Below are 14,258 nucleotides of genomic sequence, written 5' to 3'. Positions count from 1 at the left end.
CCTTCACGGGCGTCGATCGGTTTAGGCTGGATGAGTATGAAACGCGTATGGTATGATGGGCTTATCTTTGACAGGAATATATACGCTTTAATTTATGCGCCGAAAAGTGGGTCTGAGGTGGATGGGCCGCCTGGTACGGAGAATCGTGACCGGATTATGCCGATGGCGCGGCGTTGTGAGGCGATTGGCTTCGAGTCGGCTTCAGCTTGCTGAGCAAGTAGCGATCAAGACCGAAGCGGCCTGCGTTCGTATAGGCGACCAGGATGAACATCGTTAGGAGCATCATCACCGGGTTGATGCTGATGGAGCCGCTTAGCAGAAATGCCGTATTCATCATGATGCCGAAGAAAGCGGAGGTCCGGGTCAGTACGCCCAGGATGAGTCCAATACCTACGAGAAGCTCACCCCATTGCACCATAAGGCTGAACAAATTGGCATGGGGGAGCGCAACATGCTCCAGGAACGACGCCCACCAGCCCTGAACGACGGGACTTTCTCCGCCGGCTTTCGCTACGGCGCTCTTCAAAAATCCGCTCGCGTCAAAGCTTCCGGCAAATAGCTTGTGAATGCTGGCCGATATCCAGGTGTAGCCCACATATATGCGGATTACCAAAAGCAGCACGGATGCCCACACGTTCCTCCTTAAAAATTCGATCATCAACAATTCCTCCTTCAAATTTTGGGAATATGCCATAAATAGGCTACATAAACACTTTAAAGCGCAAGTGTCAAAATTTCAAGATTCAAGGGGGCTATTTTGCAAAAAAATACGTCCAAATGTATTACATATTCATCGTGTAGTGCATGAATCAAAGAGGTTGACTTTTTTTGGGGTTGTAACTATAATGGTTACATCGGGCCGTAAACAGCGGCTGTTCTTTTTCGGTTAGTTGTAACTATAGATGTTACATCAAGAGATGTTCAGAAGGTGAGGGAACGATAATGACGGTGAAAATCAAAGCATATTCCGATTTTATATGTCCATTTTGTTATCTGGGAAAAGGCCCGTTGGATGAAATCGTAAAAGAGAAGGATGTTGAGGTAGAGTGGATGCCATTTGAGCTGCGGCCAGCGCCTTATCCGAAGATCGATCCGTGGAACGAGCCGGATAAGCTGAACTCATGGGATGCCTTTATTTTGCCGACCGCAGAGAAGCTCGGACTTGATATGCGCTTGCCTCGCGTGTCTCCGCATCCGTACACTTACTTGGCTTTTGAAGGATACCAATTTGCGCAAGAGCAGGGGAAAGGCAACGCCTATATGGATCGCGTGTTCGCTGCCTTTTTCCAGGAGGAGCAGAACATTGAAGATATCGAGGTGCTGACGAAGCTCGCAGGGGAAGTGGAACTGGACACCGGCGCCTTCCGCGAGGCTCTTATCTCCCGCAAATACCGGGAAGCTCATCAAGAGGCGATCAAACATGCCTATGAGGAAGCCCGCATTACGGCCGTGCCGACCTTCATTATCGGCGACCAAGTCATTCAGGGACTTGCCAGCAAAGAGCGATTGGCCCAGGCCATTGAGCGGGAAGCATCGAGGCAGCCAGCTCAATCCATCGAAGGATTGCAATGCAATGTAGATGGGCATTGTTAATCATATCAATTTTTGCCTGCATTAAACTTTCACCTATTATATTGGAGGAATTCACAATGACAACTGCTGCAACGTTAAAAGACGCTATCATCAACCGCCGTTCCATCCGCAAAGTGACGAAAAATGCCGCGATCACTTCGGAGCGCATCGCCGAGATTTTGAAGACATCGCTGCATGCTCCGTCCTCGTTCAATATGCAAAGCGGGCGCATGGTCGTTCTGATGGACGGCGAGCATGAGAAATTGTGGGATATCGTCAAGGAGACGCTTCGTAAGCGAGTTCCGGCCGAGAATTTTGAAGCGACGGCGCAAAGACTGCAGGGCTTCCGCGACGGTGCAGGAACGATCTTGTTCTTCGAGGATCAAGCGACGATTCAACGGATGCAGGAAAATGCCCCTAGCTACAAGGAGCAATTCCCGTTCTGGTCCCATCAAGGCAGCGCCATGCTGCAATATGCGGTATGGATGTCGTTGGAAGCGGATGGGATCGGTTCGTCTCTGCAGCATTATAACCCGATTATCGATGAAGAAGTGAAGCGCACGTGGGGGATTCCGCAGGAATGGAGCTTGATCGCGCAAATGCCGTTCGGCGAGCCGAACGAACAGCCGGGCGAGCGCAGCTTCCTGCCGTTCGAAGATGTCGTGAAGTTCCATCAATAAGGGCAAACACATACCGATTAATGGAGTATTGAATATGTCGAATCAACCAAACAATATCGATATTATCCGCCATACCTATGACGGTCCCGAGCATCTCCTGGCCGCTCTGAGCGACCGGACGGAGTGGACCGAGGCCGCAGGGTATCCCTATGGGGGCACTTATTATGGCGTGGACAGCATCAAGGCGAATGTATTTGACCGCCTCGGTACCGAATGGGAGGGCTTTACGGCCACCGTGCATACGTATCATGAGGTGAAGGACAAGGAAATCGTCATTGCGGAAGGCATCTATACGGGTGTCTATAAGGCTACGGGCAAATCTATCCGCGCAGATTTCGTCCATGCATGGGAGCTGGAGAACGGGAAGATCGTCCGATTCAAGCAATACGTAGACAGCCACATCGTTGTTCGAGCGATGACAATGGAATAAATCGATGTGCAGCGGGAGTGTCTCATAGGCATTGCAAAATGATTGAGGTGACGAGTTAACAGAGAGTGAGGATGCGGGAAAACAGCGACGCGCAGACCGGTGGAAGATGGATGAAGCAGTGAAATGCTGCGTGGATGCATCAATTTCTGCTCTTTAAGCCGCTATTTGGTGAAATTCCTGCAAAAGTACATTATTTTCATCGATTTTTGTCTTTTATCGATTGGATAGTCAGAGATTGATGCCGTTTTGCAGGATTCCCTGTAACGGAGTACACATCATAAAGGAAAGATGCATTTTTGCAGTTTTCGGCGAGTCGAGCTTTGAGATTCAGGGGGGCTGTTTGCGATTGCTCTTGTAGATAATCCCATCCAAACTCTTGATACGTCATGTTATTTTTCAACATGTAATATATTATTCGCGGCCCAAGCTGCCTGGCTAAGAACGGCTTTTAAGCTCCTGTTTCCCTTCATGGTTCGGGAGCTTTTTTTCTTGCCCGCATTTTCGTTGTTCCCCGGACTTAGCACCTTCTCAGCGTTCACAATCGATTCGAGTAAGACTCTTCCGGATAATCCAAGCTGCATCATTTGGGACCGCCCCATGTTGGATATACAACATTTTATAACATATTTAGCTATTGATTGTAATCGGTAGAAATGGTAAATTAAATCTAGTAATAGAATAATTTGCTAGATTTCTAGGGCGGTGATGAGTCTTGAGTAAAAAAATCATGGTTCTTATCATTCTTTTCATCGCAGCAGTGATCACCACGTTATACTTTCAAGCCAGTAATTCCACGTTGACTCGCACCGAAGATGTAACGCTGCAAGAAGCCCTTGAGCTTGGAATGGCGAAAGCACTGGAATGGGATGCGTCGGCAGTGCCTTTTTATTTAACCAGTGTGGATGATGAATTCGGAACGATAAGCGGGCAACAAGGCAGAAGAGAACGATGGAATTTACAAGTAGGAACTCCGGATAACAAAAGAGCGGTTATTGCCATTCGTAAGGGCGATGTTGAAGGACTCTATCCCGGTGTCGGACCGTTTGTAGACACACATGTAATCAAGAGGGAAGAGGTGGTGTTCGACAGTCCTGAATTACTGTCCAGAAGCAGGACAGAGCATGATCTGCTGCCGGGCAAGGATTGGGCTAATGGCTATCACTTTGTATTGCAAGTGTTGGATGGCAAAGCAACGATAACGGTAATTGGCTTGGATAAGACATTACAACAGCAAAAAATCGTATTTGAATCCTCATCAAGTGTAACGATGAATTAAACGAATTTTGATTGGGAGGGAATGTAATGAAAAAAAGTCTAATGGCCATTCTTCTCGCTGCTATTGTAACTTTATCGCCAACCACTTCAGCCTCCGCTGCCACGACGTATACGAATCAAGATTTCACCGCTTATCTTGGTCCATCCGGAGTCAGCAAGCCCGTGTTTGCCAGCGGCGCTTCCGCCTATATTGGCGGGGTAGCGGTCCATCCATCCTCCTGGGGGAGCAGCAACTGGAACAAGCCCATTTATCCCTTCGGCACCATGTTGGTGTTAACTGGGAATAACCGGATCGTGACTCCGGATGGTTCTTCCTTGAACACGTTTATTGTGGAAGACACCGGGGATCTTAATAATACGAAGGGACTCTCCTATCGATGGGTGGATGTGTATTTTGGAAAATATTCTACCGCCAACTACAAGGCTGCAGTTCAATTCGGCAAAAAGAAATTTAGCTATACCGTAATTGATTAGGGCACTTTGGATGCCTACCAACGCCGCTGACTTCCACGTGTGGGAGCATAGCGGCGTTTTTGGTTAAAAAATACTGTAGTCGATCTCGTCGCCGGTTGAAGTCGATAACTGAAAATAGATTGATTTACCGGGGGCTGGATTATCGATCGTAACGATGTTCAGGCCGGAATGCACGGGCTTTCCTTCAATGACAACCTGCCGGTTATGAAACCTTATCTTTTTAATTTCGGTATTCATAACCACGACGAGGATTTTATCCAGTTGCAGCGAAGATAATTGGTGATAAGCGTTCTCCATCTCTTTAACAATGCCCACGTTATGTATAAAGTCATACAGAGCGGAAGCGTTGGTGGGAGACGTAAACAATCGATGCTTGGCGAAGTGGATTCGATTGGGAACGTACGACCAGCGCCCATAGGTGCTGTGCCAATAAGGCAAATAAGACGGTCGATTCCATTGAGGAAGATCGGCAATCACGTCATAGGCGATTGGCTTTCCTTTCTTCAAGACATCAGAGATTGGCAGTAAATTTTCGGGTGGCTGTGACTGCTGGAAGGGCGGATTAGGCAATGTAACGGGAGATGCAGGTTCAAGGTTCTCTAATTGTTGTTTATCATGTGGAGAATACGCATAGGACAAAGATCGAGGCGTTAAAGCAGCAAACGTAATGATCATGATGAACAGAAACGATTTTATGTTTGGTTTCATGGGCAGCTCCTTGTTTGGATTTGCTTTTAGTTTACATATTTTAGGGAGATTTATTCCGGGGACAATGATGGTGGAATTGTGAGAGGGGGGATGGCTGCAGGCCGGGAAGGATAGAATTAGGCCAGACGGGTTCGTATTTTCAAGCAGAAGGGAGCAAAGTTTATGATTCATAAACTCGGTCAGATTATGCTGTATGTAAATAACCAGGATGAGGCCGTAAAGTTTTGGACCGAAAAAGCAGGCTTTCGAGTGATTTCTGAAGAAAATAATGGTCAAGGAATGAGATGGGTTGAAATTGCCCCAACAGAGGGCGCCGAAACAAGCATCATTCTGCACAATAAGGAATTCGTTGCTAAAATGTCCCCTGGATTACATTTGGGAACCCCTTCATTACTATTTTTTACGGAAAATCTCGACGAATTACATGGAGAGTTTTCTACTAAAAATATCAAAGTCGGAGACATTGTAGACATGCCATCCGGCAGAGTTTTTAACTTTGCCGATGACGAAGATAATTACTTTGCCGTAATGGAAAAAAAGTAACGGCATACCTCATGAACAGTTCTGACGAAGCTGCCAGCATGATCGGCAGCTTCGCTTACGTTTACGGGGGTTGTAATAAAGGACGGAGTAGAGGAACGAAGGCAGGATTCGCTATAATGGATACAGTGATTGAGGAAAGGGACGTGTACATGAAGAAAGTCATCGTCATCGGAGCAGGGATTCTGGGGGCATCGACAGCCTATCAGTTGGCAAAAATGGGGGCGGATGTCCTTATCATTGACCGCAAAGATAAAGGACAGGCTACGGATGCCGCGGCCGGCATTATCTGCCCCTGGCTCTCACAGCGGCGCAATCAGGCTTGGTACCGGCTGGCCAAAGGCGGCGCACGTTATTACCCCGGGCTGATCGAAGAACTCACCAGCGAGGGAGAAACGGAGACCGGCTATGCTCAAGTTGGTGCTGTTAGCATCCATGATGATGTGGAGAAGATCAGCAAGATGGAGGAGCGGGCACAGTTGCGAAAGACGGATGCACCGGAAATCGGTGACATCACCCGGCTGAATGAACAAGCAACCCAGGAGCTGTTTCCTCTGTTGGCGGAAGGGTATCATTCTGTACATATTAGCGGGGCAGCCCGTATCGACGGCCGTGCGCTGCGCGATGCGTTGATCCGATCGGCAAGAAGAAACGGGGCTATCCTGATCGACGGAGATGCTGCGCTTCAATATCAGTCGAACCGTGTAACAGGAGCAGCTGTTGGTGCTGAAAGCTTCTCGTCTGACGAAGTCATCGTGTGTGCAGGGGCGTGGGCCAATCAACTGCTGCAGCCTTTAGGCATTCATTTTAAGGTAAGTTATCAAAAAGCGCAGATCATGCATTTGCAGGTTCCGGATAGACAAGACACGGGGACCTGGCCTGTAGTGATGCCGCCATCTGATCAATATCTGCTGGCTTTTGACGCAGAAAAGATCGTGATGGGAGCGACGCACGAAGATGACATCGAAGGCTACGATACAAGGGTAACAGCAGGCGGAATCCAGGAAATCCTGAATAAAGGCTTAGGCTTGGCGCCGGGCTTGGCGAACAGCACGGTTCAAGAGGTGAGAGTCGGTTTTCGTCCTTTTACGCCCGGCTTTCTTCCGGTGATAGGCGCTGTTCCTGGCTGGGATGGCCTGATCGCGGCCAACGGACTTGGAGCGTCCGGGTTGACGATGGGCCCATTTATTGGATTCCAGCTCGCCAAGCTGGCATTAGGAATGGATCTGGATATTGATATCCATGATTATGATCTTCGTAAAGCAATGGATGAATGATGGATGAATGCATGCCGGCAACATCTTAAACCGAACCTTATCATAAAGAACTCCCGCGGCTGCAATACTCGCGGGAGTTTGTCTTTTTTACTGAATTTATATAATCCATTTCAAATCCTCCGAGGTGATAACTGCATATCTGATATTTAGTTTTGATAATTTTTGCGGTTTACAGGTTAAACTTTATGCTCAACGAAAACTTTTTCAAATAACTACAGCAACAGCCCTTGGCGGTTCAGGATCTCGTTAGCTGGCTATATTTTTTAGGCATAGTTTCTATGCACAATATATATTTCTCGATGGGAATGACGGTATGTAAAATAAAGGGAACCGCAGTATGCAGCGGCACAATTGTCGGAGGGATACGATATGAATAAAACCGGAAATGGTCAAGTCGAGAACCGGCACCGCGCACTAGGATTATCGGATCACCATGCTCTTGAAATGTATCAGAATATGGTTTTGGCACGAAAAGTAGATGAGCGGATGTGGATTCTCAATCGTGCGGGAAAGATCCCTTTTCTCGTGTCTTGCCAAGGTCATGAAGCAGCACAGGTAGGAGCGGCGTATGCGTTGGATCGAACGAAGGATTTTCTATGCCCGTATTATCGGGACATGGGGATGGCCATTGTGTTCGGGATGACGGCAAAGGAATTGATGCTGTCCGCTTTTGCCAGAGCAGGAGATCCCAACAGTGGCGGACGCCAAATGCCAGGGCATTACGGGAGTAAAAGACTGAATATACTTTCGGGGTCCAGTGTCGTATCGAGTCAAGTGCCGCACGGAGTTGGAATCGCTTTATCTGGAAAAATGCAAGAGGAAAAGCTTGTCGTGTTAACAGCCTTTGGGGACGGGGGCAGTAATCAAGGAGAGTTCCACGAAGCGGCGAACTTTGCGGGGGTGCATAAGCTTCCTGTCATTTTCTTGTGCGAGAATAACAAGTATGCCATTTCTGTTCCCTTTTCAAAGCAGGCGGCTTGTGAAAGTATCGCGGATCGGGCAAAAGGTTATGGATTTCCTGGCATCAGTGTGGATGGCAATGATCCCTTAGAGGTATATAAGGTCACGAAAGAGGCGGCCGATCGAGCACGAAGAGGAGAAGGGCCAACGCTTATCGAGGCGGTCGTCTATCGTTTGGTCCCTCATTCCAGCGACGACGATGATCGAACCTACCGTTCTCGTGAAGAAGTGGAAGAAGCCAGGAAGAAGGATCCGCTCGTAACCTTCAGCACTTATCTGAAAGATGTGGGGCTATTAGATGAATCTGCAGAGAAGGAAATCCATGACCGGATGCTCATGGAAGTCGATGAGGCTACGGATTATGCGGAGAATGCCCCGGATTCGGCTCCGGAAGATGCCCTTAAGCACGTGTATGCAGAATAGGGGGAGTGAGAAATGGCCGTAATTTCTTATATTGATGCCGTAACGCAAGCTCTTCGGGAGGAAATGCAGCGAGATAACAGGGTATTTGTCCTAGGAGAAGACGTAGGGGTCCGCGGGGGAGTGTTTCGGGTTACACAGGGATTCTATGAGGAATTTGGGGAACAACGGGTTATCGATACGCCGCTATCCGAAGCGGCCATTGCTGGTGTATCGGTTGGGGCAGCCGCTTATGGATTGAGGCCTGTAGCAGAAATTCAGTTCGCCGAGTATATCATGCCTGCCGTCAACCAAATTGTGAATGAAGCCGCCAAAATGAGATACCGCTCGAACGGAGATTGGAACTGTCCCTTGGTCATTCGTGCTCCTTATGGAGGAGGCGTTCGCGGCGCCCTCTATCATTCGCAATGCGTCGAAGCCATGTTTTGCAACATACCGGGCTTAAAAGTAGTCACACCTTCCACTCCTTATGATGCCAAAGGACTGCTAAAAGCAGCCATCCGCGAGGAAGATCCTGTTCTTTTCTTTGAACATAAGCGATGTTATCGATCGATTAAAGGAGAGGTGCCGGACTCGGACTACATTGTTCCCATCGGGAAGTCGGATATTAAGCGGCAAGGAAAAGACTTCACGGTTATTTCTTACGGACTTGCCTTGCATTTTGCGTTGGAAGCGGCAGAAAAACTGTCCCAAGAAGGATACAGCGCTCACATTCTGGACCTGCGTACCCTCTATCCTCTGGATAAGGAATCGATTGTAGAGGCTGCCCGTAAAACCGGTAAAGTGCTGATTATTCATGAAGACAACAAAGAGGGAGGCGTTGGGGCGGAAGTAGCAGCTGTGCTCGCAGAGGAATGCCTTTTTGAATTGGATGCTCCGATCAAACGCCTGTGCGGTCCGGACGTTCCCGCTATGCCGTATAGTTCACCAATGGAGAAATTCTTCATGCTCAATCCGGATAAAGTATATCAGGCCATGAAAGAATTGGCGCAATCATGATCCGAACGGGAGGAGAATATGGCTGAGAAAATCGTTATGCCCCAGTTAGGGGAAAGTGTAACGGAAGGAACCATCTCCAAGTGGCTCGTGAATATCGGGGATAAAGTCAAAAAGTATGATCCCGTATGCGAAGTGATTACCGATAAAGTCACTGCGGAGGTTCCTTCTGCTTTTAGCGGCACGATAGCCGAAATTGTCGTTGAAGAAGGCGAAACGGTAGCGGTAGGAGCTATGCTCTGCCGTATTGAGGCGGAAGATCAAGCGATCGCGCCGGTTGAATCCAACACCGCCGCCCCATATCAGGAAGCCGATGCTGCGACAACGCAAGCAGCCATGAACCAACGCTATTCACCGGCCGTGCTTAAGCTGGCGCAAGAAAACAACCTGGATCTTTCCCGTATCGAAGGATCAGGCGTTGACGGACGCATCACCAGAAAAGACATCTTGGAGATTTTGAATTCTCCGTTACATCCAGCCGACGAGACGATCCCGGTTACCGGCATACGCAAAACGATTGCCAAACGAATGCTGGAAAGCAAGCAGGAGATCCCCCACGCTTGGATGATGGTTGAATGCGATGTCACCAATCTGGTACGTTATCGCGACCTGATCAAAGAGGAGTTTCAGAAAAAAGAAGGCATCCCTTTAACTTATTTGCCGTTCTTTATCAAGTCGGTTACCGAAGCCCTGAAGGAATTCCCCATCTTAAATTCGCAGTGGGCAGATGATCGCATTATCGTCAAAAAAGCGGTTCACATCTCGATTGCCGTTGCCACCGATCAAGCGTTATTCGTTCCCGTCATTAAGGACGCCGACCAACAAAGCATTTCCGGTCTTGCCAAAGCAGTGGATGAATTGGCCAAGAAGACGAGGGAGGGCAGGTTAACGCAAGAGGATATAACCGGAGGAACTTTTACCGTGAATAACACAGGCTCTTTCGGTTCCGTTCTGTCAGCCCCAATCATCAATCCTCCGCAAGTGGCCATTTTGAGTGTGGAAGCTATCGTAAAGCGTCCGATCGTCATCGATAACATGATTACGGTCCGCGATATGGTGAACATCTGTCTTTCCCTGGATCACCGGGTGTTGGACGGTCTGGTGTGCGGCCGCTTCTTGAAGAGAGTCAAGCACAAGATGGAAGGTTACGGCACGGATACCGACACAGGACTCGATTAAAGGAAAGGGGAGATGAAATCATGCATTTTGATTTAACCGAAGAACAAGCGTTGATAAAGAAGACGATGCGTGATTTTGCGGAAGGCGAGGTGGCTCCGGGCGCAGATGAACGGGATCGAACAAAGGCATTTCCGGAGGATGTTTTCCATAAATTAACGAAGCTAGGGGTCATGGGTCTGCCTTTTCCCGAACAATACGGCGGCGGGGGAGCGGATACGATAAGCTTTGCTATTGCTGTAGAAGAGTTAAGCCGGGTATGCGCCTCCACAGGCATCACCTATTCGGCCCATATTTCGTTAGGCGGGGCGCCCATCCATTTATTCGGAACGCACGAGCAAAAGGAAAAATACTTAACCCCCCTGTGTACAGGAGAATACTTGGGGGCGTTCGGGCTGACGGAACCGAATGCCGGTTCCGATGCAGGCGGAACCCGAACGACAGCAAAGCTGGATGGGGATCAGTGGATCATTTCCGGTTCCAAATGCTTTATTACCAACGCAAGCTTTGCCAAAAATCTATCGCTCACCGCCGTATCGGATCGCTCCAAAGGGACGGATGGAATCAGCGCGTTTATCGTGCCTACCGATGCGCCAGGATTTACGGTCCTTAGCAATTATGAAAAGATGGGCCTTCACGCATCGAATACAACGGAGTTAGTTTTGGAAAATGTAACCGTTCCCAAGGAAAATCTCCTGGGGAAAGAAGGACATGGATACAAGCAATTTTTAGCTACGCTTGACGGAGGGAGAATCGGGATCGGGGCCATGGCGGTCGGGATCGCGCAAGGGGCTTATGACAAATCGCTCCACTATGCCAAAGTAAGAAAACAATTCGGCCACAGCTTATCTGCCTTTCAAGCCATCCAGTTTAAACTGGCCGACATGGCCATGAATATTGAACTTGCCCGCAACATGGTGTATAAAGCGGCATGGCTTAAGGATCAAGGAAGAGGATTTAAGAAGGAAGCGGCGATGGCCAAATTATTTGCTTCGGAAATCTGTATGAAGGCTTGCGATCAGGCCGTTCAGATCCATGGCGGCTATGGTTATATGAAGGAATACCAGGTGGAGCGGTTTTTCCGGGACGCCAAGCTGTTAGAAATCGGGGAAGGAACTTCGGAAGTGCAACGAATGGTGATTGCACGCCAGATCGGCTGTTAAAGGGGATTGGTTATATGTTCAAGAAAATTCTAATCGCGAACCGGGGGGAGATTGCGGCTCGAGTGATCCGTACTTGCCAATCGCTGGGCATTGCCACCGTCAGCATATACTCGAAAGTGGATAAGGAAGCCCCGCATGTCAAAATGGCGGATGAGGCCTACGAGGTCGGAAATCCCAAAGTAACAGACAGCTATTTAAAAATCGATAAAATTTTAGAAATCGCCCGTCTTTCAAAAGCGGATGCGATTCACCCCGGATACGGCCTTCTCTCGGAAAATGCCGAATTTGCCCGCCGCTGTGAGGAGGCCGGTATCGTATTCATCGGTCCATCCGCGGATGTCATCTCCCGCATGGGCAGTAAAATTGAATCCCGGAATATGATGGAAAAAGCGGGTGTGCCTGTCGTCCCCGGCATTTCCTATCCATTAGCGGATGCGGAAGAAGCCGCACGGGCAGCCGATCGTATCGGCTATCCGGTCATGCTCAAGGCTTCGGCCGGCGGTGGCGGGATCGGCATGCAGATCGTTTATAACGATTCGGAAATGAAGCAAGCATTTGAAGGGAACCAGAAACGTGCCTCTGATTTCTTCGGAGATGGGGCCATGTATATAGAGAAGGTTGTGGAAAATCCCCGGCACATCGAAATTCAGATTTTGGCCGATTCCTATGGGAATACCGTCCACTTAGGGGAACGGGAATGTTCCATTCAACGCCGTCATCAGAAAGTAGTGGAGGAAGCCCCTTCCGCCTATTTGGATGAACAGACACGAAGCAAAATGGGAGAAGCGGCTGTAAGGGCGGCGAAATCCATCGGATACCGGAATGCAGGAACGATCGAGTTTTTAGTTGACGGGAATAAAAATTTCTATTTCCTTGAAATGAATACTCGTCTACAGGTGGAGCATACGATTACAGAAGAGATTACCGGCTTGGACTTGGTTGCCGAGCAATTGCGAATTGCGGCCGGACTTTCCTTGAATTTTGGTCAATCCGATGTGACACGCGACGGTCATGCGATTGAAGTGCGGATTTATGCGGAAGATCCGAAGACGTTCTTCCCATCTCCGGGAGTGATTACGAAGTTGGCTATACCTGAAGGAGACGGAATCCGCCATGAGTTGGCTGTACAGGATGGTTCCATGGTCACTCCTTTCTATGATCCGATGATTGCTAAGCTCATAGTCAAAGGGAAGGATCGCGACGAAGCGATTGACCGGATTCAACAGGCGCTGGCCGATTATCAGGTTGAGGGCATCAAAACAAACATCCCGATGCTGCAAAAAGTCATCGCGCATCCCGCATTCCGTTCAGGCGATACGACAACGAGTTTCGTTGCGAAATATGTAATGGAGAAGACATGACTTGATCGGATAGGGCCTTGGCGAGCTACCGAAAGGCTATTCGTAGAACAGGAGGTTATTCAGATGAGCAAAATCGTGGCGGTTATGGCGGGGAATGTATATCAAATTCTTGTCAAGCCTGGGGATCAAGTCGAAGCGGGACAAAACGTGGTCGTGTTGGAATCGATGAAAATGGAGATCGCGATTACGGTTGGTTCCGGCGGGACGGTAAAGGAAGTCATCGTGAGCGAAGGCGACTTTGTTAATGAAGGAGATCTATTGATCGAGCTGGAGTAAACGTATGCTGGGGGTTGGGGAGATGAACTGGCCGGCGAGTGTGACGATCAAAGAGGTTGGTCCGAGGGATGGATTACAGAATGAGAAGGTCTTTGTTCCAACAGAGGATAAAATCGCTTGGATCAACCAATTGTCCGGCACCGGACTCAAATCCATTGAAATCACTTCGTTCGTGAATCCCAAGTGGATCCCGGCGCTGGCTGATGCCGCTGAAGTTGCGACAGGAATTGAACGGATGCCTGGCATCATTTATTCAGCTCTCGTTCCGAATCGTCAAGGTCTGGAGCGAGCGCTGGAAGCCGATGTGGATGAAGCAGCCGTCTTTATGTCTGCCAGCGAAACCCATAATCACAGGAACATTAACAAGTCGATTCGCGCTACCTTTCCCATTCTAAGAGAAGTGGTACAAGAAGCGATTGCAGCAGGCAAGTCAGTCCGCGGTTATGTGTCCACCGTCTTCGGTTGTCCCTATGAAGGTCCTGTGTCCGTCGACGAAGTGATCCGGGTATCGGACACGTTGTTCGACATGGGGATTGACGAGTTATCTCTCGGGGATACGATTGGCATTGCCAATCCGAAGCAGGTGCAAGAGGTATTGGATATTCTTTTACAGCGTTTCGATGCCAAAAAACTGGCCCTGCACTTTCACGATACGCGCGGGACGGCGCTGGCTAATATTCTGATGTCCATGGACATGGGGATCACGACGTTCGATGCCTCCGTCGGCGGTCTAGGCGGATGCCCGTATGCGCCTGGGGCCTCGGGCAATGTGGCTTCGGAGGATTTGCTTTACATGCTGGATGCGATGGGGATTCACACGGGGGTAAATCGGGAAAAGCTGCTCTCCGCGGCCCGTTTTATTCAGGAAAAGATAGGAAGAGAGCTGCCAAGCCGTAATCTTCAGGTCGGCAACTCGAACGGATAGGCAGGCTCATGATTCGGTTCAGGGA

16 protein-coding genes are annotated in these 14,258 nt (G+C 49.1%); 14 read left to right on the top strand and 2 right to left on the bottom strand.

What is annotated here, in order from left to right:
• Positions 1-154: 154 nt before the first annotated feature.
• Positions 155-661, bottom strand: a complete 507-nt coding sequence (locus NNL35_RS18310; RefSeq protein ID WP_006677964.1) for a DoxX family protein — start codon at positions 659-661, stop codon at positions 155-157.
• A gap of 281 nt (positions 662-942) precedes the next feature.
• Here NNL35_RS18310 and NNL35_RS18305 point away from each other — a divergent pair, with 281 nt between their 5' ends.
• The 5 genes from NNL35_RS18305 (at position 943) to NNL35_RS18285 (ending at position 4,431) form a co-directional block, all read left to right on the top strand.
• The gene (locus NNL35_RS18305) at positions 943-1,593 is read left to right on the top strand and encodes a DsbA family oxidoreductase (RefSeq protein WP_006677963.1); all 651 of its coding nucleotides are present in this window, start codon (positions 943-945) and stop codon (positions 1,591-1,593) included.
• Between the two features lie 56 nt (positions 1,594-1,649).
• On the top strand, positions 1,650-2,252 hold the full coding sequence (locus tag NNL35_RS18300; RefSeq protein WP_006677962.1) for a nitroreductase family protein: 603 nt from the start codon (positions 1,650-1,652) through the stop codon (positions 2,250-2,252).
• A 34-nt stretch (positions 2,253-2,286) separates the two neighbouring features.
• On the top strand, positions 2,287-2,682 hold the full coding sequence (locus NNL35_RS18295) for a nuclear transport factor 2 family protein (RefSeq protein WP_006677961.1): 396 nt from the start codon (positions 2,287-2,289) through the stop codon (positions 2,680-2,682).
• 712 nt (positions 2,683-3,394) lie between these two features.
• A complete protein-coding gene (locus NNL35_RS18290; protein WP_100226386.1) occupies positions 3,395-3,958 on the top strand; it encodes a hypothetical protein in 564 nt (187 codons plus the stop codon).
• Between the two features lie 26 nt (positions 3,959-3,984).
• Positions 3,985-4,431: a hypothetical protein gene (locus NNL35_RS18285; RefSeq protein WP_006677958.1), complete on the top strand. Its 447-nt coding sequence runs from the start codon at positions 3,985-3,987 to the stop codon at positions 4,429-4,431.
• A 63-nt stretch (positions 4,432-4,494) separates the two neighbouring features.
• Here the strand turns inward: NNL35_RS18285 and NNL35_RS18280 are convergent, their stop codons facing one another.
• Positions 4,495-5,106, bottom strand: coding sequence for a hypothetical protein (locus tag NNL35_RS18280; protein ID WP_254553638.1), 612 nt, complete (start codon positions 5,104-5,106; stop codon positions 4,495-4,497).
• A gap of 195 nt (positions 5,107-5,301) precedes the next feature.
• On the opposite strand from NNL35_RS18280, the gene NNL35_RS18275 reads away from it, so the two are divergent.
• The 9 genes from NNL35_RS18275 to NNL35_RS18235 all read left to right on the top strand — a co-directional run bounded on the left by NNL35_RS18275 (position 5,302) and on the right by NNL35_RS18235 (position 14,233).
• The gene (locus NNL35_RS18275) at positions 5,302-5,682 is read left to right on the top strand and encodes a VOC family protein (protein WP_006677956.1); all 381 of its coding nucleotides are present in this window, start codon (positions 5,302-5,304) and stop codon (positions 5,680-5,682) included.
• Positions 5,683-5,831: 149 nt separating this feature from the next.
• Positions 5,832-6,956: an NAD(P)/FAD-dependent oxidoreductase gene (locus NNL35_RS18270; RefSeq protein WP_254553637.1), complete on the top strand. Its 1,125-nt coding sequence runs from the start codon at positions 5,832-5,834 to the stop codon at positions 6,954-6,956.
• A 369-nt stretch (positions 6,957-7,325) separates the two neighbouring features.
• The gene (locus tag NNL35_RS18265; RefSeq protein ID WP_006677954.1) at positions 7,326-8,339 is read left to right on the top strand and encodes a thiamine pyrophosphate-dependent dehydrogenase E1 component subunit alpha; all 1,014 of its coding nucleotides are present in this window, start codon (positions 7,326-7,328) and stop codon (positions 8,337-8,339) included.
• A gap of 12 nt (positions 8,340-8,351) precedes the next feature.
• Positions 8,352-9,335 carry an alpha-ketoacid dehydrogenase subunit beta gene (locus NNL35_RS18260; protein WP_006677953.1) on the top strand — a complete coding sequence of 328 codons (984 nt, stop codon included), beginning with the start codon at positions 8,352-8,354 and terminating at the stop codon, positions 9,333-9,335.
• An 18-nt stretch (positions 9,336-9,353) separates the two neighbouring features.
• Complete coding sequence (locus NNL35_RS18255; RefSeq protein ID WP_006677952.1) at positions 9,354-10,511, top strand: dihydrolipoamide acetyltransferase family protein; 1,158 nt, start codon at positions 9,354-9,356, stop codon at positions 10,509-10,511.
• 20 nt (positions 10,512-10,531) lie between these two features.
• Positions 10,532-11,671 carry an acyl-CoA dehydrogenase gene (locus NNL35_RS18250; protein WP_006677951.1) on the top strand — a complete coding sequence of 380 codons (1,140 nt, stop codon included), beginning with the start codon at positions 10,532-10,534 and terminating at the stop codon, positions 11,669-11,671.
• Positions 11,672-11,685: 14 nt separating this feature from the next.
• A complete protein-coding gene (locus NNL35_RS18245; RefSeq protein WP_006677950.1) occupies positions 11,686-13,032 on the top strand; it encodes an acetyl-CoA carboxylase biotin carboxylase subunit in 1,347 nt (448 codons plus the stop codon).
• Positions 13,033-13,095: 63 nt separating this feature from the next.
• Positions 13,096-13,308, top strand: coding sequence for an acetyl-CoA carboxylase biotin carboxyl carrier protein subunit (locus tag NNL35_RS18240; protein WP_006677949.1), 213 nt, complete (start codon positions 13,096-13,098; stop codon positions 13,306-13,308).
• A gap of 22 nt (positions 13,309-13,330) precedes the next feature.
• Entirely contained in the window at positions 13,331-14,233 is a 903-nt protein-coding gene (locus NNL35_RS18235; RefSeq protein ID WP_040732130.1) for a hydroxymethylglutaryl-CoA lyase, read from the top strand.
• Positions 14,234-14,258 lie beyond the last annotated feature (25 nt).

The sequence above is a fragment of the Paenibacillus dendritiformis genome (assembly GCF_945605565.1).
Classification (GTDB): Bacteria; Bacillota; Bacilli; order Paenibacillales; family Paenibacillaceae; genus Paenibacillus_B; species Paenibacillus_B dendritiformis_A.
The sequence above is the reverse complement of the archived record's forward strand: the minus strand, read 5'-3'. Positions and strand labels throughout refer to the sequence as shown.